The 25470-nt window shown below is 62.1% G+C and carries 20 protein-coding genes; 13 read left to right on the plus strand and 7 right to left on the minus strand.

What is annotated here, in order from left to right; genetic code table 11:
- Positions 1-8: 8 nt before the first annotated feature.
- Entirely contained in the window at positions 9-1025 is a 1017-nt protein-coding gene (locus VGD45_RS25445) for a ribonucleotide-diphosphate reductase subunit beta (RefSeq protein ID WP_331158188.1), read from the plus strand.
- 77 nt (positions 1026-1102) lie between these two features.
- Positions 1103-1540, plus strand: a complete 438-nt coding sequence (locus VGD45_RS25450) for a YqaA family protein (RefSeq protein ID WP_331158430.1) — start codon at positions 1103-1105, stop codon at positions 1538-1540.
- A 9-nt stretch (positions 1541-1549) separates the two neighbouring features.
- Here the strand turns inward: VGD45_RS25450 and VGD45_RS25455 are convergent, their stop codons facing one another.
- On the minus strand, positions 1550-2176 hold the full coding sequence (locus VGD45_RS25455) for an FMN-binding negative transcriptional regulator (RefSeq protein WP_331158189.1): 627 nt from the start codon (positions 2174-2176) through the stop codon (positions 1550-1552).
- 76 nt (positions 2177-2252) lie between these two features.
- Between VGD45_RS25455 and VGD45_RS25460 the strand changes: the two genes are divergently transcribed.
- Complete coding sequence (locus VGD45_RS25460) at positions 2253-3428, plus strand: molybdopterin-dependent oxidoreductase (RefSeq protein WP_331158190.1); 1176 nt, start codon at positions 2253-2255, stop codon at positions 3426-3428.
- A complete protein-coding gene (locus tag VGD45_RS25465) occupies positions 3425-3721 on the plus strand; it encodes a hypothetical protein (protein WP_331158191.1) in 297 nt (98 codons plus the stop codon). Before VGD45_RS25460 ends, VGD45_RS25465 begins: the two co-directional genes overlap by 4 nt.
- 6 nt (positions 3722-3727) lie before the next feature.
- Here VGD45_RS25465 and VGD45_RS25470 read toward each other — a convergent pair whose 3' ends face one another.
- Positions 3728-4807 carry a FecR family protein gene (locus VGD45_RS25470; RefSeq protein ID WP_331158192.1) on the minus strand — a complete coding sequence of 360 codons (1080 nt, stop codon included), beginning with the start codon at positions 4805-4807 and terminating at the stop codon, positions 3728-3730.
- Entirely contained in the window at positions 4788-5363 is a 576-nt protein-coding gene (locus tag VGD45_RS25475) for a sigma-70 family RNA polymerase sigma factor (protein ID WP_331158193.1), read from the minus strand. The genes VGD45_RS25470 and VGD45_RS25475 overlap by 20 nt, the downstream gene beginning before the upstream one ends.
- Positions 5364-5548: 185 nt before the next feature.
- Between VGD45_RS25475 and VGD45_RS25480 the strand changes: the two genes are divergently transcribed.
- Positions 5549-7996, plus strand: a complete 2448-nt coding sequence (locus tag VGD45_RS25480; RefSeq protein ID WP_331158194.1) for a TonB-dependent receptor — start codon at positions 5549-5551, stop codon at positions 7994-7996.
- Positions 7997-8022: 26 nt separating this feature from the next.
- Positions 8023-9585, plus strand: coding sequence for an amidase (locus tag VGD45_RS25485; protein ID WP_331158195.1), 1563 nt, complete (start codon positions 8023-8025; stop codon positions 9583-9585).
- Here the strand turns inward: VGD45_RS25485 and VGD45_RS25490 are convergent.
- Positions 9530-10447 (minus strand): LysR substrate-binding domain-containing protein, encoded by a 918-nt coding sequence (locus VGD45_RS25490; RefSeq protein WP_331158196.1) that lies wholly within the window; start codon positions 10445-10447, stop codon positions 9530-9532. The genes VGD45_RS25485 and VGD45_RS25490 overlap by 56 nt on opposite strands.
- Positions 10448-10578: 131 nt before the next feature.
- Here VGD45_RS25490 and VGD45_RS25495 point away from each other — a divergent pair, with 131 nt between their 5' ends.
- Positions 10579-10977 carry a RidA family protein gene (locus VGD45_RS25495; protein ID WP_331158197.1) on the plus strand — a complete coding sequence of 133 codons (399 nt, stop codon included), beginning with the start codon at positions 10579-10581 and terminating at the stop codon, positions 10975-10977.
- Between the two features lie 57 nt (positions 10978-11034).
- Here the strand turns inward: VGD45_RS25495 and VGD45_RS25500 are convergent, their stop codons facing one another.
- Entirely contained in the window at positions 11035-12987 is a 1953-nt protein-coding gene (locus tag VGD45_RS25500) for a glycoside hydrolase family 2 protein (protein WP_331158198.1), read from the minus strand.
- Between the two features lie 23 nt (positions 12988-13010).
- Entirely contained in the window at positions 13011-14582 is a 1572-nt protein-coding gene (locus VGD45_RS25505) for an arylsulfatase (protein WP_331158199.1), read from the minus strand.
- 457 nt (positions 14583-15039) lie between these two features.
- Here VGD45_RS25505 and VGD45_RS25510 point away from each other — a divergent pair, with 457 nt between their 5' ends.
- Together VGD45_RS25510 and VGD45_RS25515 are read left to right on the plus strand one after the other, a co-directional pair.
- Positions 15040-17193: a TonB-dependent siderophore receptor gene (locus tag VGD45_RS25510; RefSeq protein ID WP_331158200.1), complete on the plus strand. Its 2154-nt coding sequence runs from the start codon at positions 15040-15042 to the stop codon at positions 17191-17193.
- A gap of 2 nt (positions 17194-17195) precedes the next feature.
- Positions 17196-19043 (plus strand): CocE/NonD family hydrolase, encoded by a 1848-nt coding sequence (locus tag VGD45_RS25515; RefSeq protein WP_331158201.1) that lies wholly within the window; start codon positions 17196-17198, stop codon positions 19041-19043.
- Positions 19044-19050: 7 nt separating this feature from the next.
- On the opposite strand, the gene VGD45_RS25520 is transcribed toward VGD45_RS25515, so the two are convergent.
- A complete protein-coding gene (locus VGD45_RS25520; protein WP_331158202.1) occupies positions 19051-19572 on the minus strand; it encodes an Lrp/AsnC family transcriptional regulator in 522 nt (173 codons plus the stop codon).
- 260 nt (positions 19573-19832) lie between these two features.
- Here VGD45_RS25520 and VGD45_RS25525 point away from each other — a divergent pair, with 260 nt between their 5' ends.
- The 4 genes from VGD45_RS25525 to VGD45_RS25540 are packed head-to-tail and all read left to right on the plus strand — an operon-like array spanning position 19833 to position 25462.
- The gene (locus tag VGD45_RS25525) at positions 19833-21350 is read left to right on the plus strand and encodes an amino acid permease (protein ID WP_331158203.1); all 1518 of its coding nucleotides are present in this window, start codon (positions 19833-19835) and stop codon (positions 21348-21350) included.
- Positions 21350-22780 carry an amidase family protein gene (locus VGD45_RS25530; RefSeq protein WP_331158204.1) on the plus strand — a complete coding sequence of 477 codons (1431 nt, stop codon included), beginning with the start codon at positions 21350-21352 and terminating at the stop codon, positions 22778-22780. Before VGD45_RS25525 ends, VGD45_RS25530 begins: the two co-directional genes overlap by 1 nt.
- 20 nt (positions 22781-22800) lie before the next feature.
- Positions 22801-24420 carry an alpha/beta hydrolase fold domain-containing protein gene (locus tag VGD45_RS25535; RefSeq protein WP_331158205.1) on the plus strand — a complete coding sequence of 540 codons (1620 nt, stop codon included), beginning with the start codon at positions 22801-22803 and terminating at the stop codon, positions 24418-24420.
- Complete coding sequence (locus tag VGD45_RS25540; RefSeq protein ID WP_331158206.1) at positions 24410-25462, plus strand: iron-containing alcohol dehydrogenase; 1053 nt, start codon at positions 24410-24412, stop codon at positions 25460-25462. Before VGD45_RS25535 ends, VGD45_RS25540 begins: the two co-directional genes overlap by 11 nt.
- Positions 25463-25470: the final 8 nt, after the last annotated feature.

Consider the following 25470-nt stretch of genomic DNA (forward strand, 5'->3'; position numbering starts at 1 on the left):
GCGCCGTCATGACTTCCGGTAAATCGTCGTTGCTGGACTCCGGTTTCGATCTCACATTGCGTCCGATGCGTTACCCGCGCTTCTACGACATGTACCGGGCGGCGATCAAGAACACCTGGACGGTCGAAGAGATCGACTTCCAGATCGACCTTGGCCATCTGTCGCAGCGAATGACGCCAGCCGACCGGCACCTGATCGAGCGGCTGGTGGCGTTCTTCGCCACTGGCGATTCGATCGTGTCGAACAATCTGGTCATCAGCTTGTACCGGCACATCAATTCGCCAGAGGCGCGGATGTATCTGTCGCGCCAGCTGTTCGAGGAAGCGCTGCACATTCAGTTCTATCTGACGCTGCTCGACAACTATGTGCCCGATCAGCAGCGGCGCGCTCAGGCGTTCGCGGCCATCGAGAACATTCCTTCGATTCGCCGTAAGGCTGAGTTCTGCCAGAAATGGACCGATGCAGTGTTCGATTTGCAGCGCATCGCCAGCGACGACGACAAGCGCCGCTTCCTGCTCAACCTCACGTGCTTCGCCAGCTGCATCGAGGGATTGTTCTTCTTCGGTGCGTTCGCTTATGTGTATTTCCTTCGCTCGCGCGGACTGCTGCCCGGACTGGCCGCTGGCACCAACTGGGTGTTCCGCGACGAGAGCGCGCACATGGCGTTCGCGTTCGAGGTGATCAACACGGTGCGCCGTGAGGAGCCGCATCTGTTCGACGCTTCGTGGGCTCGGCAGGTGCAGACGATGATCGAAGAGGCGGTGGAGTGCGAGGCTGCATTCGCTGAAGACGTGCTATCAGGCGGTGTCGTTGGCCTCACGCGTAACGAGATGCGGCAGTACCTGGAGTACGTGGCCGACCAGCGGCTACGGGCGTTGCATTTGCCGACGCGCTACAACGTTCGCAATCCGTTCGCGTTCATGGAGCTGCAGGACGTGCAGGAGCTGACGAACTTTTTCGAGCGCCGCGTTTCGGCTTATCAGGTGGGCGTGCAGGGAGAGGTCGCCTTCGACGAAGCGTTCTGATCCGGTTCCATGCAACTATTGCGGCCCGGGGTGTGAACGTGACAGGATCGATGGACGTCGTATCTCTTCGCGCCTACATGCCGGATCTGGCGATCTACACGGGACTATTTTTCGCCGGTTTTCTGGCCGCCACTTTTCTGCCGATGCAGTCGGAGGCCGCGCTGGTCGCGTTGCTGCTGACCGATGCCTATCCTGCGTGGCTGCTGGTCACGGTTGCCAGCATAGGCAATGTGCTCGGAGCGACGGTCAACTGGGGGCTGGGAAGATTGTTCGAGCGCTTCAGCGAGCGCTCCTGGTTTCCTGTTCGCCCGGAGGCATTGCAGCGCTATCGAAGCTGGTATCAGCGCTACGGCAGATGGTCGTTGCTGTTGAGCTGGATGCCGATCATCGGAGATCCGCTGACCGTCATCGCAGGGGTTTTGCGTGAGCCGCTGCCCGTCTTCCTATTGCTCGTCACGTTGGCCAAGGTGGGGCGATATCTGCTGTTGACCGCCGTTGCCCTGAACTGGGCTTGAGCATGCGTTTCAATCGGCGGCGCGTTTCATCGCCGATGCGAGATCCGTGCGGCCTCGATCTTCCAAAGCGCGGACCGTGCCCTCAAAGTCACGAGCGTCGCGGTTCTGGCTGAGCTTGCGTTTGCCTTCGACTCGCGTGAGCTCGATCTCGATGCCGACGATGTGGCTCAATAGCTCGGCGATGTAATCTTCTGGCGCATCGCTCATCTTCCAAGGGCGTGGCTCACCGGCCTCGTGCGTCCGGGTCAGGCGCGCCACCACGCCCCGGACGAACTTCTCGTCCTCACGCACATGAATCCGGCCATGGGCATGCACCACCTCGTAGTTCCAGGTAGGCACATGTCGATGAGTCTCCTGCTTGCTCGGATACCAATTGGGCGAGATGTAACCGTGGGCTCCACGGAACACGACTAACACCTCGGCGCCATCGTTGACCTCCTGCCATATCGGATTGGCGCGTGCCACGTGTGCCAACAGGGTGCCGAACGCGCCTCGCTCCTCATCGAGCAGAAAGGGAAGGTGGTTGGCCTCCAAGCCGCTGGACGTATGCGTGACGAGCATTCCCAGAGGATATTCGCGGATGAGGCGAAAGAGCTGCTCGGGCCGGGATTCGGCGAAATGGGGCGGCAAGTACATACGGTTTCGATTCGCGGGCGCCAGCGATGAGCAGACAGAGTACCATTGCCAGGTACTCCACAGTCGGAGATCGGACATGATCACGCGTCGCCGGATGATTGCCAGCTTGGGCGGATCCCTCCTGCTTGCAGACATCGGTGGCCCTGCGCTGGCGGCCGAGGCGGCGAACCCCGAACTGTTCGCTTTGCCTCGCAAAAAGCAGCTGATCAAGCACACGTTCCGGCCACCGAACTTCGAAACTCCGCTCGCGGATCTGCGCTCCGAGTTCACGGCCAACGACGCGTTCTTCGTACGCTACCACCTCGCACACATTCCCGAGGTGGACGTGCGCACCTGGCGGCTGCGTGTCGGAGGTGACAGCCGCACGCAAGAGTGGTCGCTCGACGATCTCAAGCGCGGCTTCGAAAGGGTGAGCGTGGCTGCCATCAACCAGTGTTCGGGAAATCGGCGTGGAATGTTTACACCGCGGGTGCCGGGAGTGCAGTGGCAGTACGGCGCGATTGGCAATGCGACGTGGACTGGCGTGCGATTGCGCGATGTGCTGCGGAAGGTCGGCGTCGGCCCGGATGCAGTCGAGGTCGTCTTCGACGGTGCGGACACCGCGCTGCTGCCAGCTACGCCGGACTTCGTGAAGAGTTTGCCGGTCGAACGCGCGCTCGACGAGAACACCCTCGTCGCGTTCGAGATGAACGGCAGACCGCTGCCCCACTGGAATGGCGCGCCGGCGCGGCTGGTCGTGCCCGGATGGACGGCCACTTACTGGATGAAACATCTCACCGGGATCCGCATCGTGCCCAAGGCCTTCGATGGCTTCTGGATGCAGAAGGCGTATCGCGTGCCTACGAACGTTTTCCCCGGCGCGCGCTTTCAAAGTCAGGAGGGGTCGGAGACGACGCCGATCACGGACATTCTCGTCAACTCGCTCGTGACGAGTCACGAAGCCGGCGCTCGTCTCACTCGCGGTCGCGTCGAGCTCAGCGGGTGGGCATGGGACAACGGTGCGGGGATCGCCAAGGTCGAGTTCTCGCAGGACGGTGGCCGATCCTGGCGAGATACGACGCTGGGCCGGGACCTCGGACGTTTCGCATGGCGAGGCTTCAACTTTCCGCTCGATACCACGAAGGCTGGCCCAATCACAGTCTCGGTGCGCGCCACGAGCCGCAACGGTACTCAGCAGACGGACAAGCTCACGCCGAACCCTTCGGGTTATCACCACAACCTCATCCAGACGCTGCACCTGGAGGTCGTATGAGAAAGCATGCGCTGGCGTTCGCACTCACGCTCTGCGCCTTCGCGGCAAGCCCGTCGCGCGCGGGAGAAGAAAACATACGGCTGAAGGAAGGTGTCGGTCGCGACGTGACGACGGCGCGTTGCGCCGTCTGTCACAGCCTCGATTACATCTCCATGGTCGCGCCGGTGATGAATCGTGCGGCGTGGGAGAAGAGCGTTCGGAAAATGATCGACGTCTTCGGAGCGCCCGTGGCCGAGCAGGAAGTGAGTTCGATCGTCGAGTATCTGGGGCAGCATTACGCTGCCCCACAATGAGCGGGCCTACCGGCCCTTCAGAACGATGCGATCGCCATCATCGTGGACGGCGATCGGAAAACCACTTTGCATCAGTTCCAGGAACGCATCGATGTTGGTGGAGCGGAAGTTGCCGCCGACGCGGAGCGCGGCAATTTCGGGATCCTCGATGACGATCTTGCGCGTGTTGTAGCGATTGAACTCCGCGACGGCATCGGCCAACGGGACGTTATCGAAATAGACGTAGCCTCTGCGCCAGCTCAGCAATTTCTCGATCTCGGCGCCGGCATCGGGGCGCACCAACACGGCGGCGTTCGATGTGCGGGCAACAGCGCCCGCATCCAGGAAGGTGCCAGGCATGGGAGCGGCGAGCAGTTGCTCCGCGGAGCCCGCAAGATTTACTCGCCCCTCGGCGACCACGACCTGAACGTCATTGCGGTCACGACGCACCGAGAACCGCGTTCCCACGGCCATCACTCGTTTGTTGCCAGCGTAGACGACAAACGGTCGCGTCTTATCCTTCGCGACATCGAAGAATGCCTCGCCCTTGTCGAGCTCGATGGTGCGCTCGTGGTCGGAGAAGGAAACGCGGATGCTGGTGTCGGTATTGAGCGTGATCTTCGAGCCATCGCTGAGAGACACGTCCTCCACGCCGCCGAGCGTGGTGCTGTAGCGATCCGCTGCGAACCGGGGAGCGACGGCCAGCATATAGACTCCCAGCGCCACTGCGATCAGCGCCGCCGCTGCGTAGCGCCAGTTCAACAGGTTATAGCGCGTCGGTCGGCTGGCACTGTCAAGCGCGCCGCCAGTCGTCTCTGCCTGCGTCGTCGATCCAACGGGAAAACGCTGATCTCCCCACGACTCCCGCAAAGGAATGGCGCATGGAGACACCCCCGCGCTCAGCGCCTTCATGCGCGCCGACTGATCCCACGTGGTGACGACACGCAGGTATTGAACTCGATGAGCAGTGGACGCATCGAGCCACGTTTCGAACTGTGCCTGATCGGCATCGGTCCACGTGTCGCCATGCTGACGTGCGAACCAGCGTGCGGCAGCTTCCTCGATGCGCTCATTCTCCGGCACGTCGCTATCCATGCTGGCTTTCATTGTCCAAACCTCTCGCTTTCGCCCGTGGCTGGTCCGGCGTTCCGCCTCCCAGCACCATCTTCATCAGTGCACGTATCCCGCGGCACAGATGACTTTCCAACGTGCCCTCCGGCAAGCGCAACCGGGCGGCCGCCTCCTTTTGCGACAGGCCTTCGACCCGTCGCAACCAGATCACATTGCGACAATCGTCCGACAGCTGATCGAGCGCCGCCGACAGTCGCTTCAGCTCCTGCCGCGCGCTCAAGCGCTGCTCCGGAGAAATTTCATCTATCAAGACGTTCAAGGCGTCCAGATCCTGCGTGTAGTCGATGGAAACGACGCGCTCACGGCGCACCCTGTCGACGATCAGATTGCGGGCGGTCTGGAACAGGAACGCCCTGGGCGAGGAGGGGAGCGCCTTGGCGGCGCTTTCGTACACGCGGACGTAGATCTCCTGCCGCAGATCCGGAACGTCTGTCGCTCGCTGCCAGGCGCGTTGCAGATAGCGCGTGAGCGCCGCCTCGTGGGCGAGGATCTCCCGTGCGAACCAGCGATCCAGTTCGGAAGTTATGAACACAGCGCTTTCCGTGAGGCAAGGCCGGCACATTAACCCAACCGCGGCTGGCGGCAAAAGATGCAGGATTTCCGGGGTTCGTTCGTCGCAGGCCCAGCCCCGCAGGGACAATCGGCCCCGCAGGAATAATCAGGGTGCTTCGTCTCCGTACTAAAGCGACACTACAACTACGTCGCAGGGGAGATGGCATGCTGAAGACTTTGGCCCTTCGTTCGACCCTCTTGGCGGCTGCGTGCTCGATGGCGCTCTGCATGCCTGTCATGGCGGACACACCGCGCCCGGTGGATATTCCCGCGGGCGAGCTCACCTCCGCTCTGCAGAGGCTCGCCGAACAATCCGGCGCGGAGTTCATGTACTCCGCGGATCGGTTGAAGGGCGTGCATACCAATGGGGTGCAAGGCGAGTACACCGCGGAGCAGGCGGTGATGAAGTTGCTCGAGGGCACCAACCTCAAGTTGATCGTGGGCGAAAGCGGCGCGCTGTTGATCGCGGACAAGGCGGGCCCGACAGCGGCGAATGAGCCGGACGATACGACCGGCGCGACGGGTCTGGAGGAAATCGTCGTCACCGCGACCAAGCGTAAAGAACGTCTGCGCGACCTGGCTGGCGCGGCATCGGCAACTACGGGAGTTCAGCTCACAGCCATCGGCGCGCAGAGCAACGCGGATTATTTGGGCCGCCTGCCCGGCGTTGTGTTCAATGAGGGCACCTCCGGACAGTCGAGCGTGACCATCCGAGGCGTCGGCACGACTGCCGGCGTCGACCAGGGCCAGGGGCCGACCGGTTATTTCATCAATGAAGTGCCTTTGTCCGAGCCGAGTTACGCGTCCGGCATTCCGGACATCGATACCTTCGATATCGATCGCGTCGAGGTGTTGCGCGGGCCGCAGGGCACGCTGTTCGGCTCGTCCTCGCTCGGCGGCGCTGTCAATTACATCGTCAAGACCGCCGATCCCGCGCAGTTCGATGCGGCGACCGAAACAACCCTGCGCAGCATCGACCATTCCGGCGGCGATCTGAGCTACACCGCCAGGGCGATGTTCAATCTGCCGTTGATCGCGGACAAGCTGGCTATGCGTATCGTCGGATCGACCCGCAACGACGCCGGCTATGTCGACAACGTCGGTACCGGTGTCGAAGGCTCGAACGATACCGAAGTGAACGGCGTGCGCGCATCCGTCGTCTTCTCGCCCTCCGAGATGACCACGCTTTCGTTGCTGAGCCTGTATCAGGAAAATCAGCTCGAGGATTTTCAAACCGTGCAGAGCACGTTCGGGCCGTACCACCGCTCGACGCGTTTTCCCGTGCCGTCGGAATACACCATCGAGCTGCACTCGCTGCGTCTCGATCAGGACGTGAGCTTTGCCAATCTCACCGTGCTCGCTTCCACCCACGACAAGGATCACATTCTGGACAGCGACGTGTCGCTGTCGAACGCCGTACGAAACTTCGTGCCCAATGGTGTGCTGTCGCGCGAGGATTTCACTACCACCATGAGAACCATCGAGGCGCGGCTGTCGTCCAAAGATGGCGGCGCGCTGAAGTGGGTGTTCGGCGCAATGTACTCCGATACCGAGTCTGAGGTCGCGACTCTGTCGATCGCGCCGGGCGGCGCCGACGCCCTGGCCGCGCGTTACAACCCGGCGCTGCTTCAGGGCGACCTGTTCAATCGCAGCTACAGTTTTCGCAACGGCTATGAGAAAGCACTGTTCGGCGAAGCGAGCCTGACGTTTGCACAGGACTGGACCTTGACGCTGGGCGGTCGGCTGTTCGACACGCGCTATGCATTGCGACTCGAACGTTATGGCATTCAGGCGCCGAACGGCCCCGTGTTCATTCCCGAGCGTGAAGCTCTGGGCGACGGCTTCGTGCCGAAGATCTCGCTCGCCTACCGTCCCAATTCGGATCACACGATCTATGCGCTCGCTTCCAAAGGGTTTCGTTTCGGCAATCCGAACACCGTGGCGGACCTGCCAGGCTTCGACACGCCGACGAGCTGGGACTCCGACGAACTGTGGAATTACGAGCTCGGCTCGCACAGCTTACTGATGGGCGGCCTGCTGCAAATCGATGCGAGCGTGTTCTACATCGATTGGAAGGACATCCAGGTGCGGCTCGTGCGTCCCGACAATCTCACCTACGGCACGAACGCGGGCACCGCTCGCAGTCGCGGCGTGGAACTGGCCGCGGCGGTTCGCCCGATCGATCCGCTGACCTTCACCACCAATATTACTTACCTGGATTCCGAGCTGACAGAAACGGTCGCCATCGCCTCGCCGCCGCTGCTCGATGGCACGCAGCTGCCGGGCGCGTCGGAATGGCAGATTGCCAACACGCTCACATACAACTTCGATACTGTGCTCGAGCCGAGCGTGATCCTGTCGCATCGCTATTTGTCGGATGCGCCGGAAACGCTGCAGCAGCCGAACGTTCGCGTGGCCGGATACAACCAGTTCGACGTGCGCACGAACTTCGACCTGGGGCGCTTCGATCTCGGTTTGTTTGTAACCAACCTCACGGACCGGCGCGCTGTCACGTTCGGCTATGGCATTTCCGCCACCGGCACCGGCCGCAACGAGTTCATCACTCGTCCGCGCACGTTTGGCATCACCTTGAATTGGAACTTCAACCAGTGATCAAGATGACACGACGCGAGCTGCTCATGGCTGCACCGGTGGCGGCGATCGCCACTCAATCGGTGAGCGGGCAGGCACGCGGGGCGGAGAAGGGGAGCGACATTCTCGCCATGACAGCCGTCGATCTGGCGGCGGCGATCCGGCGGCGCGACGTGTCCAGCCGGGAGGTGATGAAGGCGCATCTGGCCCGAGTCGATGCGCTCAATCCAAAATTCAACGCCATCGTATCGCGTGTGGACGGCGATCAGCTGCTGCGAGAGGCCGCGGCTCAGGATGAGGATGCGGCGAAAGGTTTGTTTCGCGGGCCGTTGCATGGCTTTCCGCACGCGGTGAAGGACACCGCCCCGGCGCAGGGCATCGCGCATACCCGGGGTTCGCCGATATTTCGGAACAATATCGCGACGACGGATTCGCTGGTCGTCGCGCGCATGCGGGCGGCGGGCGCGATCTTCACCGGCAAGACCAATGTGCCGGAGTTCGCGTTGGGGTCGCATACCTTCAATCCAATCTTCGGTGTGACGCGCAATGCCTACGACCCGAGCAAGTCGGCCGGTGGCAGTTCGGGCGGCGGCGCGGTGGCGCTGGCGTTGCGGTTAATGCCGCTGGCTGACGGTAGCGATTTCGGTGGCTCGCTGCGCAACCCGGCCGCCTGGAACAACGTGTTCGGTTTCCGCCCTTCCTTCGGGCGAGTGCCGTCGGCGCCTTCGAGCGATGTGTTCGGCCAGACCTTCGCGACATCAGGACCGATGGCGCGGACGGTGCGCGATACGGCGCTATTGCTGTCGGTGCAGGCGGGATCGGACCCGCGCGCACCCTTCTCGTTGAAGGACGATCCCGCCGTATTCACGAAACCATTGGACCGCGAATGGAAACAAAAGCGGATTGGATGGCTGGGCGACCTGGCCGGCGCGTTGCCGATGGAGCCGGGCGTGCTCGACACCTGCGAAAAGGCGCTCGATGCCTTTCGCGCCATCGGCATGTCCGTCGATACGGCCCGATTAGACGAGCCGGCGGACGCGATGTGGCGGACGGCCGTGACGCTGCGCCATTGGTCGGTCGGCGCCGATCTGCTCCCGTTCGCGGACAAGCCCGAGCAGCGCGCGATGATGAAGCCCGAAGCGATCTGGGAAGTGGAGGGCTATCGCAAGCTCAGCGCTCGTGACATCACCGAGGCACAGATGGGCCGCACTCGTATTTACGAAGCCTTCCGCAAGGCGTTCGAGGCATTCGATTTCCTGGTCCTGCCGAGCGCCCAGGTTTTCCCGTTCGATGCCGAACTGCGCTGGCCGACGCAAATCGCGAATCGGACCATGGACAGCTATCACCGCTGGATGGAAGTGACCTTGCCCGTGACCATGGCCGGTCTGCCGGCGTTGTCAGTGCCCGCGGGATTCGGCGGCCCGCGTAATCTGCCGATCGGGATGCAGATCATCGGACCGAACCATGCCGACCTGGCCGTGCTGCAAGTCGGCCACGCATATGAACGGGCCTCGCCTTGGATCGGGCAGACCCTACCCGGGGCCATTCGGGCGGCTACGCCGCGGCCAGAGGCGCATGCTGCTTCATCAGTTCAGCGATCCAATCGATGAACACACGCAGCTTCGCGCTGACGTGCCGGTTCGGAGGATAGGCGACATACATCGGCATCGGGTCGAGACGCCAGTCTTCGAACAGCGGCGTCAGCTCGCCCCGCGAGAGATGTGCCTTGGACATGTAGTCCGGCAGCCAAAGCACGCCCAGGCCGGCTAAACCGGCTTCCAGGTAGGCATTGCCGTCATCGACGGCCAAGGCATAGCGTCCATGCACGTTGATACTTTCGTCGCCACGGCGCATGGCGTACGGAAAGGGCTTCCCGATGCGCGACCATAGGAAGCCAACGATGCGGTGATCCGTGTTCTCCAGATCCTGCGGATGTGTGGGCACGCCGGCGCGTTGCAGATAGCTGGGCGCGGCGAAGACGCCAAGCTGCAGATCGCCCACATGTCGCGCGACCAACGATTGGTCGGTGATCTCGCCGCCGCGCACGACGCAGTCCACGTTCTGGTCGATCAAGTCCACGATGCGATCGCTGACGCCCATGTCGAGCTGGATATCGGGATATCGGGCGTAGAACGCAGGCAAGGCCGGCACCAGAATCATGCGAGCGAACGGACTGGGCACATCGACGCGCAGTCGGCCCCGGGGCGAGGCCGATGCGCTCGACAAACTGGTCTCGGCATCGTCCATGTCGGCCAGCAGGCGTACCACTCGTTCGTAATAGGCAGCGCCATCGGCGGTCACATTGACCTGACGCGTCGTGCGGTTGAGCAATTTGACGCGCAGTCGGGCCTCCAACTGCTGCACCAGTTGCGTGACGCTGGTCTTGCTCATGTGAAGCGTATCGGCCGCTTTGGTGAAGCTGCCGGTTTCGACCACGCGGGCGAATGCTTGCATGGCGTCGAAACGGTCCATCTGAGCTCCGGAGGCGGCGAGGATTGTTTGGATTATACAAACAGTGATGGGTGGGGTTGCTCGTTTATCCGGAACGCACGTCGCTCTATCGTGGCTGCAAGATCAGCTTCAACGCATCGAGGAGGTGCTACATGGCCACACGTGACGTGGTTTTTCCCAGCGGCCGTCAGGCGCTCTACGAGCGCAATCGCTATTCGCCGGCGATCCGCTCGAACGGCTTTCTATTCGTCTCGGGACAAGTAGGCAGCCGCGAGGACGGTTCGCCGGAACCGGATCTGGAGAAGCAGGTCGCGCTCGCCTTCGAGAATCTGAACGCCGTGCTGGCCAGCGCGGGTTGCACGTTCGACGACGTGATCGACGTGACCGTCTTCATGGTCGACCCGGCCGAGCATTTCGAAAGGATCTGGAAGGTGGTCCCGCGGTACTGGGGCAACGCGCCTCACCCGACGCTGACTGCCATCGGCGTCACGTGGCTCTACGGCTTCCAGTTCGAGATCAAGGTGATCGCGAAGCTGCCTGGGCAGACCTGACGCCGGTTTTATGGAGGGCCGAGTAACGCCGCAAAAGGCGGCGTTACTCGGTATCGATCATTCGTTACCGCTTGCGGCGCGCTCCGTATCGAATAGCGGCTTGGCGATTTCCGCGAACGTCGCCGCTGGAAACTTCTCGACTTCACGGTCGTAGGTGAGCAATCCGTTGAGCTCGCTTTCGACGTCGGTGGTCTGGGTGTAGACAGCGGCGCTGACGCCTGCTTCCTTCGCCTGACGGATCACTTCCTCGAACTTGCGCTTGTAGCGGGCGAGATAGTCCTCCGGGGTCTTTGCCACCTGATAGATTTTGAGATCGCGGTCAGGGAACCAGAGATGGCCGGGGACCGCCAGTCCGACCCCGCCATACTCACCGAGCACCAGCGCGCGAGAGCCGTGCGCATCGGGAGTGTTCGGCACTTCCTCGTACGTATGGATATCGAAGACGTCGGAACTGTCATCGCCGACATCCATCCAGCCGCTTGCCGCGTTGACCAGCCGGCTCGGATCCATGTTTTTCGCAAGCTGCCCGATCATCCGTGCGTTGTACTGACCCCAACCTTCATTGTTGGTCACCCACATCACAATTGACGGAAACGCGCGCAACGCTCCGATCATTCGCGCCAGCTCGCTTTGATAGTCGGCCATCGCGGTGGAGGAGAACGTCGCCTCGTGATCGCTCTGCCGGCGCACGGACTGATCGGCCATCGAACCCGAGGGCATGTCCTGCCAGATCAACATGCCCAGCCGATCGGCATCGTAGTAATAACGAGCGGGCTCCACCTTGATGTGTTTGCGGAGCATGTTGAACCCGGCCTTCTGGAGGAAAACCATGTCGCTGCGTGCAGCTTCTTCCGAGGGAGGCGTCAGCAGACCGTCGGGCCACCAGCCCTGATCGAGCGTGCCGTTCTGGAACAGCGGCTTGTTATTGAGCAGCAGCACGGGGCGACCCTGCACGTTGGGGCCCACCGAAATCTTGCGCATTCCGAAGTAGGTCGTGACTTTGTCGCCGCCATCGGACTGCACCTTCGCGGCGGCATAGGCGTTCTGCTCTTTGGTGGTGAGAGGCGCAATGCGTGCATCGCGTCCGCTCGTTACGCCGAGATCCGCGATCTTTACCAGCTCCGCGGTCAGGTCGTATAGAAACGGGTCTTCAGGCGACCAAAGACGCGCATCCGGGATTGCGAGCGTCGTGCGGCGATTGCCGCGCATGAGGGTAGAGGCGACGACCTTGCCGTTCGCCGAAGCGACGAGTCGGACTGCATCGGTGGCGCTGGTGGCGTTGTTGAGCGCCACTTCCACCGAGACCACACCGCGATCGATATCGGGTGTCGCACGCACGTCCTTGATATAGAGATCGGGAACCGCCTCGAGCCACACCGTCTGCCAGATGCCCGTGACGGCGGTGTACCAGATGCCTTCAGGCTTGAGTGTCTGTTTGCCGCGCGGCTGATCGCCCGTGGACGTCGGATCGGAGACGTGCACGACGAGCTCGTTTGCTCCTGACTTCACAAACTCGGTGATGTCGAAGCTAAACGGGTCGGACCCACCGCGATGCGCGCCGACGGGTGCACCGTTGACGAAGACCTGCGATTCGTAGTCGACCGCGCCGAAGTGCAGGATCGTGCGCTTACCTTTCCACTTCGCAGGGACGGTGAAGCTGCGGCGATACCAGAGGCGCTCATTCGGCAGCACCTTGCGCGCCACCCCCGAGAGTTTCGATTCGACGGCGAACGGGACCAGAATCTTGCCGTCCATCTTTTTCGGCTGAGCGGCGGCTGCCTTGGTGATCGCGTAGTCCCACGAGCCATTGAGATTGAGCCAGTCGGAACGTTCGAGTTGCGGACGGGGATAGCTTTGCCAGGCATTCTCCGGCGTTACGGCCTTGCCCCATTTGGTGACGATCGGGCCGACGTAACTGGAGCCGGGGCCCGCATTCTGGGCGGTCACGGGACCGCACAAAGTTACAACGCCGGCGAGGATCCCCGCCGCCAGCCTCGTCATCTTTCTCATCGTTTGCTTTCCTCTTTGCGCGGTTAACGCTTCATTGCCCACGGGCGTTCTGGAGTTTCGCCTCCGCCCCAGTTCTGGCGCGGCTTGCCTTTCAAGTAGGGGTCGTAAGCGTGCTGCCAGGGATCGACATGGCTACGCTGAGCCCAAGCGTCCCACTGTGCGGCCATCTGTCGCACGCGCTCGGGCTGCGTGGCCGCGAGATCGTGAAGCTCGACTCGGTCGACCGACATATCGAACAACTGCCAAGGCTGCTCGAAGCGTGCGACGACCTTCCATTTGCCATCGCGGACGGCCCGGTTGCCCTCGTGCTCGAAGAAAATCGGTTCGGCGCGCGAGAGCGATTTGCCTCGGAAGGCCGGCGTCAGGCTGCGGCCCTGCATAGGAATGATCTCGCGGCCGTTGAAAGTTTTGGGATAGGTCGCGCCGCTCAATTCGACGAGCGTCGGCATCACGTCGATCAAATGGCTCGGCTCTCGCACCAGGCTGCCGCGTAGCTCGGCAGCGATACCCTTGGGCCAATGGACGATGAAGGGCGTCGCGATGCCGCCTTCCTCGGTGTAGTGCTTGAAGTACTGGAAGGGTGTGTTCTGCAACGTCGCCCAGTTCATCCCGGCGAACACGACCGACTGGGGCCCACCGGGATCGCTGCCGCGTAGGCGACCATCCGGGCCGCTCTCGCCATTGCCGCCATTGTCGGAAAGAAACACGATGAGTGTGTTGTCGAGCTTGCCCGACTGCTTCAATCGCTCGATCAGCGTGCCCACCGCGCGATCCATGCGGCTGATGTTCGCTGCATAGACCGCCATGATGGTGTCGAAACGTTCCTTGTCCTCGGCCGAAAGCTTGTCCCAGTCATAGGTGTTACTCAGCCGTTCGGGTAACCCGGTCTCTGGCGGGAGGATGCCCAACTGTTTCTGCCGCTCGAAGCGCTCGCGTCGCAGGACGTCCCAGCCGCGCAAGTATTTGCCTTTGAATTTCGCCACTTCTTCAGGCGGCGCCATGATCGGGAAATGCGCGGCGACGAAGGGCAGATAGAGGAAGAAAGGTTTGCGCTGACTCTCGGCGTCTTCGATGAACTTGGTGTGCCAATCGACGAACAGGTCGGACGAGTACCAATTGCCAGCGGCGACTTCGGGCGAGTTCGCGCGAACCTCGCGGCCGTCGATATATACATTCTGGGCCGCAGGCTGAGGCTGGTTAGGGTAATAGAGCTCGCCGATCGCCGAAGTGAGCGAATGCTCGAACCCACGCTGCCACGGCGCGACGCCGCGGGACATGCCGATATGCCACTTGCCTGCCATGGCGGTGTAATAGCCGGCCGATTTCATGACCTCCGCGAGCGTGACGACACGGTCGGAGAGTTTGCCGTGCAATCCTTTCGAACCCTCGATGGAGATCGCCTCGAGATGTCCCAGGCCTGCCTGGTGCGGATAGGTTCCCGTCAGCAGCGAGGCGCGCGACGGGCTGCAGCGTGCGCTGTTGTAGAACTGAGTGAAGCGGAGGCCGCCCTGCGCGAGTGCATCCAGATTGGGCGTGGCGATTTCGCTGCCGAAGCTGCCGATGTCCGAAAAACCCACATCGTCGAGCAGGATCACGACGATGTTCGGCCGCGAGGGTCCCGCTTTTGCCGGTGATGGTTCTGCACAGCCAGCGCTCAGCGGCGCGAGCATCGCGAGCAGGACGGGAGCGGAACGCAGAAGAGTGCGGGCGATACTGCGCGGCTTTTTCAGAACGGATCCCCCTCGACATGCGCGGCGGCTGCTTGGGCAACCTGCTCCGATTTATCATATTTAATCGGGTCCGGGATGTAAACCGCGCGGATCCGGCTGCGCCGATCCTATCTTTCTTCGCGAGACGCCCGCGCGGATCTGCGCATTTGTGCCGCACGGCTCGCGGATTCTTGCGCTCGATGCGAGAAAAATCTTTTAGTTTCAATGCACAGCCGTTGTCGGCAGAAGCTTGTGCGTGGATGGACGGCAGCGCGCGACGATTCCATATTCTGTCCCTGGGGATCGCAATGGCTGATTAGAAATGGCTGGGAGACCTGTATCAATGAAGCTTAGACCTGCGGCGCCTCGGCGCCAGTCTGTTCTGTCCACGGCAGCTCTCGTCGCGAGCGCGTTCGCCGGTACTGTCAACGCTCAGACGACGAGCGCCGACACTGCTACAACGAACACTGGCGCCACGGAGCTGGAGGAGGTGATGGTGGTTGCCCAGCGCGCCCGGCGCGTGAGCAGCGGCGCAACCAACCTCGACATGGAGATCAAGGAAACTCCGCAGTCGATCAGCGTGATCGGCCAGGAACAGATCGAGCAGTTCGGCGCCGACAACATCAACGATACGCTGCGCATGGCCACCGGCATTCAGGTCGAGCAGGTCTCGACCAACCTCACTCAATTTCTGGCGCGCGGCTTCGAAATCAAGAACACGCAGATCGACGGCGTGGGTCTGCCCAACGGCTGGGGTCTGGTCACCAACGCGATGGACTCCTTCGGCTTCGAGAAGCTCGAAGTGATCCGCGGCGCGAACGGTCTGCTGACCGGCGTGGGCAACGCGTCCGGCACCATCAACTACGTGCGCAAGCGACCGACCAACGAAGCGCAGGGCCATTTCGGTGTGACCGGCGGCTCCTGGGATCGCCGGCGCGTCGAGGCGGATTATTCAACGCCGTTCAACGACGCGGGCACTTGGGCCGGCCGCGTCGTGGTCGCGACGGAGGAGAGCGATTCGTACCTGCGCGATTTCGAGACCGAGCGCAGCTACGTTTACGGCGTGATCGACGGTCAGATCGGCGAGAACGGCACGCTGGCGTTGGGCTATTCCTGGCAGGAGGCCAACACCAATCACGGCATGTGGGGCGCGCTGACGTTCACGACCGTTGATGGAGAGCGGCTCGACTGGTCTCGCAGCGCCTCGGCCACGCAGGACTGGACGTACTGGAATTCGACCACGCATGCCGCTTTCGTCGACTACACCCATCAGCTCGGCGAGAACTGGCAACTGAAGACGTCCTACAACTACCGCCTGTACGACCACGACTCCAAAATATTCATGGCCTATTCGCTCACCGGCCTCGATCCGGTCACTCACGAGGGGCTGTATGGCTGGGCTTACAAGAGTCCGTACGAAACCGAAGCTCATCTGGCGGACGTGAAGCTCAACGGCAAGTTCGAGCTGTTCGGCCGCGAGCATGAGGCGATGCTCGGCGTGAGTTGGGCGACGAGCGATGGCACCGATTGGTACAACCCCACCGACACGACGGGCGTTCAGTTCGGTGCATTGCCGGCCTTCCCGTTTGCCGGCGACGCGATCCCCGAGCCGGTCTGGGGCGAGCGTGAGGTGTACACGACCATGGATCAGAAGATGAAGCGCGTGTTCGGCGCGAGCCGTCTGGCGCTGACCTGGCGGCTCAAGGCCATCGTCGGCTTCAACTGGGCCGAATACGAGCTCGACGCCGTCGACAACGAAGGCAAGCGCACCAACAAGACCGATCGCGAGCTCAGCCCGTATGCCGGCCTGACCTTCGACTTCACCGACAAGGTGCTCGGCTACCTCAATTATTCGTACATCTTCCAGCCGCAGGAGCAGGTCGACTTCGACCGCAACTATCTGGGGCCGAGCAAGGGCACGAACTACGAGGCCGGCGTCAAAGTCGAGTGGCTGGACCAGCGCCTGTTGACCACGTTTGCCTTGTTCAAGGCCAAGCAGGACGGCTTGGCGACGTACGTCGACACGCGGTTCATGGACGGCTTCGCCTACGCCTACCATGCTGAAGTCGATGTCGAATCCGAGGGCATCGAGTTCGAGGCTACCGGCAAGCTCAATGAACACGTCGACGTGTTGCTCGGCTATACCTATCTGAGGATGGATGGCGACCGCGGCGAGGATACCTATCACTGGGTGCCGCGGCGTACCGCCAATATGACGATCAGCGCGCGAGTGCCGAGCTTCACGGCGCTGTCCTTCGGCGTCAGCGGCAAGTGGCAGAGCGGTGTGTTCGGCGAGGAGGCCTACACCTTCCACCGGGTTGACCAGGATAGCTATGCCCTTGTGAATGGATTCGCAGCCTGGGCAATCCAGCGGAATCTCACGGTGCGCGCCAATGTTGGAAATATCACCGACGAGAAGTACATCACCAGCTTGTATGACGTGGGTTACTACGGCGCCCCACGCAACTACTCGGTGAGCCTGGACTGGCGTTTCTGACGATGAGACGGTCCGCGCTGATTGTGATGCTGTTTATCAGTGCGCTCGCCAGCGCGGACCAACCGAATCTCGCTGCGGCTAATTACGAGCGCCGTGTGTTCGACATCCCCATGCGCGATGGGGTGAAGCTGCACACGGTGGTCGTGCTTCCAAAAGGTGCGAAGAACGCACCCATCTTGCTCACGCGCACGCCGTACAACGCCGAGACCATGACGCGGCAGGCGGAGAGCAACGACATGCGCGCGCTGCTCGAAGGCTTCGACAACGCCGCCGACGTGATCGTGGAGGGCGGATACATTCGTGTCGTCCAAGACATTCGGGGCAAGCACGGATCCGGCGGCGAGTTCGTCATGACTCGGCCGCTCGCGGGCACGCCGTTCAATCGCACGTCAGTGGACGAGGCGACGGACGGATACGACACCATCGATTGGCTCGTGAAGCATATCGCCGAAGCCAACGGCAGAGTTGGCGTCCTCGGCTCCTCCTACAACGGCTTCACGGCGTTGATGGCGCTGGTGAAGCCGCATCCGGCGCTGAAAGTCGCCGTGCCGATGGATCCGATGGTCGACGGCTGGCGTGGCGACGATTGGTTTCATAACGGCGCCTTTCGCCAATACGCCATCGCGGCCATTCACGGCAGCGAGTCACGCGATAACAGCACGCAGTTTCCTTGGGAGAGCGCGGATCTCTACGAGTCATTCATGCGCGCCGACTCCGTCGGAGAACTGGCTAGTCGGCACGGCACAGACAAAGTTCAGTTCTGGCGAAACATCGTCGAGCATCCTGCGTACGATGATTTCTGGAAGTCGCAGGCCGTGGACAAAATTCTCGCGAGCCGGCCGTTGAACGTGCCAGTGATGGTGGTTGGCTCGCTGTGGGACCAGGAAGATATCTACGGAGCGACCGCGCTCTATCAAGCGATCGAGCCCAAGGACCACAGCGGCAAGCTCGTCTATCTCAGCTTGGGCCCCTGGCATCACGTGCAGGCGCTGTTTGACGGCAGCCGCGTTGGAAACATTCGCTGGGGACACGACACGGCCAAATGGTGGCGGCAGCATGTGCTCGCGCCATTTCTCGCGCATCATTTGAAAGGCGCGCCGATGGATGTGGCGCCGGTCACGGCGTTCCGGTCAGGGAGCAACGAATGGCGACGCCTCGAACGTTGGCCACCGACACCCTTGAGTGCGAAGCTCTATTTGAAGCCGAAGGGTGAGGTGGGTTTCGATGAGCCTGCAGGCCCGCTGCAAACCGCGGATTACATTTCCGATCCGACGCACCCGGTGACGTTCGTGCCGCGTCCGATGCGAGTGAATGACGGCGAGCAGTGGGAGTCCTGGCTCACGAGCGACCAGCGCAACAGTGCCGCGCGGCCTGACGTTCTCACATTCACATCCGAAGTGCTCGACCGAGCGATGAGCATCGCGGGCGAGCCGCAAGTGAAACTCACGGCATCGACCAGCGGCACGGATAGCGACTGGATCGTGAAGCTCATCGACGTCTATCCGGATCGGGTGACGGAAGACGCAACGATGAGTGGTTATCAGCTACCGGTCGCCATGGAGATCTTTCGCGGCCGCTATCGCAACTCGTTGTCACACGCCGAGCCGCTCGCACCCAATGTGCCGCTACGTTACGAGTTCGCGTTACCCGACGCGCATCACGTGTTTCTGCCCGGCCATCGAATCATGGTCCAGGTGCAGTCGAGTTGGTTCCCGCTCTACGACCGCAACCCGCAGACGTTCGTGCCGAACATCTTTTTCGCCAAGCCGGGTGACTACGTGAGGGCCTCGCAGCAGGTCGTCGTGGCGGGCCCGGACGCAAGCTATATCGAGCTGCCCATCGAGCGCTGAAAACGCGTCACACGCTGTCGCCCGGTTTTTGCAGCAGCTTGTAGCCCTTGAACGTCTTGATCTGATCCATCAGAAAGTGCGAGACGATTTTCTCCACGCCGAAGCCGCCGTTCACCAGCACGGTCATGATCCGCTTCCAGGCGTGCATGTCGGGCACGACCACCCGCAGGATGTAGTCGACGTTGCCGCTGACCCGGTAGGACTCGACGATCTCCGGAATGTTTTCGATGCAGGCGTCGAAATCGCCCAGGTTCTTGATCGTGTGCTGCGAGAAGGTGATGTGCGCCATCACGACGGTCACGCTGCGGATCCGATCGACTTGGATCTGCGCTCGATACGCACTGATCAGCCCGCGTGTCTCGAGATCGCGCACCCGTCGCAAACAGGCGCTGGGCGACAGAGCAACGCGATCGGCGAGCGCCTGGTTGGTGATACGAGCATCCCGCTGCAGGACCTCCATGATCTTGAGGTCGATCTGATCCACATCTTCGAAACTCGTCGCGTCTTTTTTCTCGTGCGGGGCGGTCATGGCACGTACCTGCTGAAGCGGCCCTGTTGTGGGGACGTGGGGCTTGCGATCGATCCTATCAATCTGTCCGACATGCCGGTAAAGGATCTGCGTCTTTTGCCGGCCCGGCGCGCGGATTGTTGCGTGGCCCCAAGGAAAAAGCCTTGCACATCAAGGGCTGTGCACCTGCCTGACGCCGTGGCGGATGGCTGGACGTTCGCCTCGACTATATCCATATTTAGTCGCGCGCGTCACGCCACACACGAACTTCCGCCGAAGCAATGACACATCAAGGGATCCCTCGCGAGTCGCAATCTTCAGCGTCGCTGCGACCCACGCTCGGCTGGGCGGGCCTGCTGATGCTGGGCGTCGCCCAGATCCTCGGCGCCGGCGTGTTCGTGATGACCGGCACCGCCGCTGCGTCGTTCGCCGGCCCAGCGGTCACCATTTCGTTCGTGCTCGCCGGTTTCGCGTGTCTGCTGGTTGGCCTGTGCTACGCGGAGCTGGCATCGAGGCTGCCGGAGTCGGGCTCTTCTTATACGTACTGCCGACGCACGTTCGGCGCACTGCCGGGCTGGGCGCTCGGCTGGCTGCTGTTCCTGGAATACAGCATCGCCGCATCGATGCTGGGCCTGGGCTTTGCCGGATATCTGGTGAGTCTGCTCGCCGACTTCGGCATTCACGTGCCGGCCAGTGTGTCGAGCTCTGCGGTGACCGCGACGCTCGTTCAAGGCGTAGGTTTTCAATTCGGTGTGGGTCACAGCGCAAACCTGGTCGCGGCCGCGGCTTGTCTCAGCGCCGGCATCATTCTCGCGCTCGGCATCTCGCGATCGGCGCTCGTCAACTCAGTGCTGGTGGCGATCAAGGTGTCGGTGCTGGTCGGATTCGTGCTGGCCGGCATGCACGCGGTCGACCCGGCGAACTGGCAACCGTACGTGCCGTCCAATGAAGGCGGATTCACCTACGGATGGGAAGGCATCGCGCGCGCCGCCTCGCTGCTGTTCTTCGCATTCCTGGGTTTTGAAACGGTCTCGACCGCCGCCGCCGAGACGCGCAATCCACATCGCGACGTGCCTGTGGGGATTCTCGGGTCGTTGGCGATCTGCGCCTTGATATATGTGTCGGTCGCGACGGTGCTGACCGGGTTGGTGCCGTTCCGCGAGCTCGGCGTCGCCGATCCCATCGCGCTCGCCGTCAATCGCATCGGCTGGCCCATCATCGCCACGTTGATCAAAGTGGGTGCGCTTGCCGGCCTGGGCTCCGTGCTCCTGGCGAACGCGTTCGGTCATTCGCGTGTGTGTTACGCGATGTCCAACGACGGCTTTTTACCGCGACTGTTTTCGGAAGTGCACCCGAAGCGCAACAGTCTGTGGAAGGCCAATCTCACATTAGCCAGCCTCGCGGCGCTCGGCGCGGCGCTGCTGCCGATCTCGGTGCTGGCCGACATGATTTCACTGGGCGTGGCGCTCACGTTCGCGATGGTGGCGCTTGCCCTCATCGAGCTGCGTAGTCGCGAGCCGGAGCAAGCAGGGCGCTTTCGGGTGCCGTTGGGTGGCGTCTGGATCAACGGCATCTGGTTCGGCACGGTGCCCGTGCTCGCCATCGTCGTGAGCTTCTTGATGACGTTGCCCGTGCTGCTCGATCTGGTGAGTCAGATCCGCCATGGCGAATGGTTACCCGGTTGCTTGTTGCTCACTTACCTGGCGATCGGGCTGGCGATTTACAGGTGGTACGGCAAGCCCCGTGCGCAAAGCCAGCAGGCGACGGTCACCGCCGAGCTTTCAGGAAGTCTGAACTGATGACGATTCGCGAAGTTTCTCTGTCCGAGGCGCTGGCGCTCGGTCGCTTGGATGCGCACGACCAGGCGCGACTCGTCAGGGATGGCGAGCTACCCGTGGAGGCGTTGACCGAGGCCGCTATCCTGCGCGTCGAAGCGCTCGATCCGACTGTGCGCGCTTTGAGTCACTACGATCCGAAGCTGGCGCGCGCTGAAGCACGTGGGCTACTAGCAAACGACGGCCCGATGCGAGGCGTGCCGTGGCTGCCAAAAGATTCGCTCGATTATCCCGGCATGCCGACGACTTCCTGTTCGCGTAGCCGAAGCCGCAGAGCGGTCCAACACGGCTATCCCTACGTGCAACGGTTGCAGCAGGCCGGATTGGTGGCGCTTGGAAAGTCGGCGATGCCGGAGTTCGGATTGCTGGCGTCCACCGAGCCGCTCGCAGGGCCGGTGACGCGCAATCCGTGGTCGCTCGAACATTCACCGGGCGGCTCCAGCGGTGGCGCTGTAGCCGCGATTGCGGCCGGGCTCGTGCCGCTCGCACACGGCAGTGACGGTGGCGGCTCGATTCGATTGCCCTCATCTTGTTGTGGCGTGGTTGGACTGAAACCTGGACGCGACAGCACCGTGCGTGTGCGTGCCCGTCACCTCGTCGAAGATTTATTGGTAGCGGACAGCCTGCACTCACGCAGCGTTCGCGACGTCGCATGGGGCTTCGCTGCTGCTCATCCCGATCCAAAACGTTCCGTTGTGACTGGCTCATCGTCACGACGCCTGCGCATCGCCGTGATCGACCATGGCTTGCGCGGGAACGCTCCGCATGCCGACGTCGCGCGCGTGATTGCATCTACAGCGGATCTCTGCGCGACGCTGGGACACAAAGTCGAGCGGACCCCCTGGCCGCTGGACGGACATGCCTTTCTTAGTTCCTTCGAAGATCTCTGGTCGCACTTGAGTGCGGACTGTGTCGATGCGACTCGCGCGCTGCCAGGTGGCGGTCGTCTGGAAGATGCAATCGAGCCGTGGACGGTGGCCTTAGGTCAGCGCGCCGAACGCCTGCCAACGTCAGCACTGGAGCGCGCGTATCGGCAGATTGCTCGTTTGCCTGCTCAGCTGAAAGATTTCTTCTCGAAGTTTGATGTTGTTCTCTCCCCTGTGGTGAGCGCGCCGCCGCCGTTGCTCGGCACCTATGGACCGACGGTGAACGCCGAGCAGTTGATGTCGTCCATGTTCGACTGGGTCGCCTACACGCCGTTGCAAAACATGGCGGGCACGCCGGCCATCTCGCTGCCGCTGTTCCAGAGCAGCGAGGGATTGCCCATCGGCAGCATGTTTGCCGCCGATCGCGCGCAGGAAGACATGCTGCTCGCGCTGGCCTTCGAACTCGAAGCCGCGCTGCCCTGGGCGGAGCGCTGGCCGAAGCACAGCGTCGCCACTTTCAATTCATAAGTTATAGCCGACGATCATTCATGAGCGACCGATTCGAACCCCGTAACCCCGACGACATTCGTGCGCTGGTTCACGAGCAACCCTTAGCATGGATCGTCTCCGGCGCACCGGGCGCGCAGCAAGCGACGCCGCTGCCGGTGCAACTCGTGTGCGATGACGATGGCACACCGATAACTTTGCTGGGCCATTTCGCCAGGAGCAATCCGCAGGTGAAGGCGCTCGCCGCAAGCTCACGAGCCACCGTCCTGCTGCTCGGCCCGAATGGATACATTTCACCGTCGTGGATGCGCAATCGGAATTGGGCGCCGACGTGGAATTACGCATCCGTTGTGTTCGATGTCGAAGTGCAGTTTCGGGATGAGCGCGCGGATGCCGATCGTTTGCTCGGTGGCTTGGTGACGCAGATGGAAGCGAACCGTCCCGCTGCGTGGGTGCCCGAAGAGTTGGGCGCGCGTTACGAGAAGCTCGTGACCGGCATTGTCGGTTTCGAAGCGCGCATCCTCGCGACGCGAAGCTGTTTCAAGCTGGGCCAGGACGAGCGTGACGATGTGTTTGCGGACATCCTGCGTGCGCTCGACATCAAGGACCAGGCGCCGTTGGCGAAATGGATGCGCCGCTTCGCCGGATCCCGATCGCCACAGGCGTTGCCCGCAAGTCAGCCGCCGCCGCGCGCGCTTGATCCGGAGATCAAGCGGTTCATCGACGACGTGATCGCCAAGGGACGACAGCTGACTGCGGGGCGCGAGCTCACTTGGCCGCAGCGTCGCGAAATCTGCGAAGTGACGCGCGCGCCCTGGGTCCGAGGCGGTCCAGTGATTGCAGAAACTCGTAACGTCGTTGCCCAGACGGCGGCCGGTCCCGTCGGGCTCCGCATTTACGATCCATCGCCGGGTCACAGCAAACCAACATTTGTTTTCATGCACGGCGGCGGCTGGTCGTTGTTCAGTCTGAACACGCACGATCGAGTGATGCGTGAATTTGCTCACCGCGGCGGCATGGCTGTTGTCGGTGTGGACTACGCGCTCTCGCCGGAGGTTCGGTATCCGACGGCATTGAATCAGGTGGTCGCCCTCGTGCACTGGCTGCACGAACAAGGTCGCATGTTCGGGCTCGACGGCGAACGGATTGCCATCGGCGGCGACTCCGCTGGCGGCAATCTTTCGATGGGCGCGGCGCTTCGATTGCGAGACGCCGGTCATCCGAAGCTGGTGAAAGCAGTATTGAGTATTTACGGCGGCTCGACGCCCGATTGCTCACCGGCCTCGCGACAACGCTATGGCACGGACGAAGACATGTTGACTGCCGCGGAGGTCGACACGTTCTGGGACAACTACATCGGCCACGTCGGTGATCGGCGCGATCCGTATGCGGCGACCGCCTATGCGCCACTGCATGGGTTGCCGCCCGTGTTTCTGGTGATCGCCGAATGCGACATCCTCGCGGAACAAAATCTGCTGATGGCGGGGCGCTTGCTCGAAGCGGGCGTGCAAGTGCAGGCGAAAGTGTATCCCGGCGCTCCACACAGCTTCATCGAGGCGGTCGCTGTCTCACGTGTCGCCAACGAAGCGGTCGACGACGGTGTCGCGTTCCTGCGTTCAGTGCTACTCCGTGAGCGAGGCGCCCGCGTCCATGTGGCCTGACGTCGGCATTTCCTCGTTTCAGTGCCCGACGAAGATCATCTTCGGCCTCGGCGCTCATGAACGGCTCGCCGATCTGATCGGAGAGCGAGCGATCGAACGTTTGCTGGTGTTGATCGATCCTGCACTGTTGAACAGCGTCATCCACCGCAAGGTGGCCGGCGTCCTAGCGCAAAACGATGTCGCTTCGGCCGTCTTCAGCGCCACCGACTCCAATGCGAACGACAGCACGGTGCAGGCCGCATTCAAGTCGAGTCGCGAGCATGGTGCGAACGGATTATTAGCTATCGGCGGTGGCGGCACGATCGAAGTGGCCAAGGAGGTCGGCAGGTTGATGCCGTCGTCGCCGCTGATTGCGATCCCGACGACGGACGGCGCCAGGTCAGCGGTGACGGGCGCCTGTGCAATCGCGATTTTAGATCCGCTCTCCGTCGGCGCCATTTCGGCGCAAGATGCGGCGTACGCCGGCATCGATGCGTTCGTCCACGCCTTCGAAGCGTATCTATCGAAACGAGCCACGGTTTTTTCCGACGCGGTGAATTTACATGCGATGACTCTGATCGCGAGCAGCATTCGTGCCTTCGTCGCGGATCGGAACAATGTGTGGGCGGCGTTGGACATGTTGTGCGCATCGTCAATGGCGGCGATGTCATTCGCTGTGACCGGGCGGGGCAACGTGAATTGCATGGCGACGTCGGTCAGCGTGCTGTTTCCCGTTCCGCATGGGTTGGCCAGCGCCGTTTGTCTGCCGCATGCGGCTGCGTTCAACGTGCCTGCGAATCCTGAACGGTATGCGCGGATCGCTGCGATTCTAGGGATCGATGGCAGCAGCCGACGTGAAGCGCAAGATGGAGCGCAGGCTATTCACGGTTTGCGTGCGCTTTGTAGCGATCTTGGGATCCCGCCGCGGTTACGCGATATCGGCGTGACCGAAGATCGGCTCGATGAACTGGCCCAGCGGAGCTTTGCCGCCGACTGCAACGACTTCAATCCACGCTACACCAGCGAGCAGGACTTTCGTGCTTTGTTTGGTTCTGCGTTCTGACCTGTCGA

Origin of the sequence: Steroidobacter sp. (assembly GCF_036402275.1) — a bacterium.
In the GTDB taxonomy this organism is placed as follows: domain Bacteria; phylum Pseudomonadota; class Gammaproteobacteria; order Steroidobacterales; family Steroidobacteraceae; genus Steroidobacter.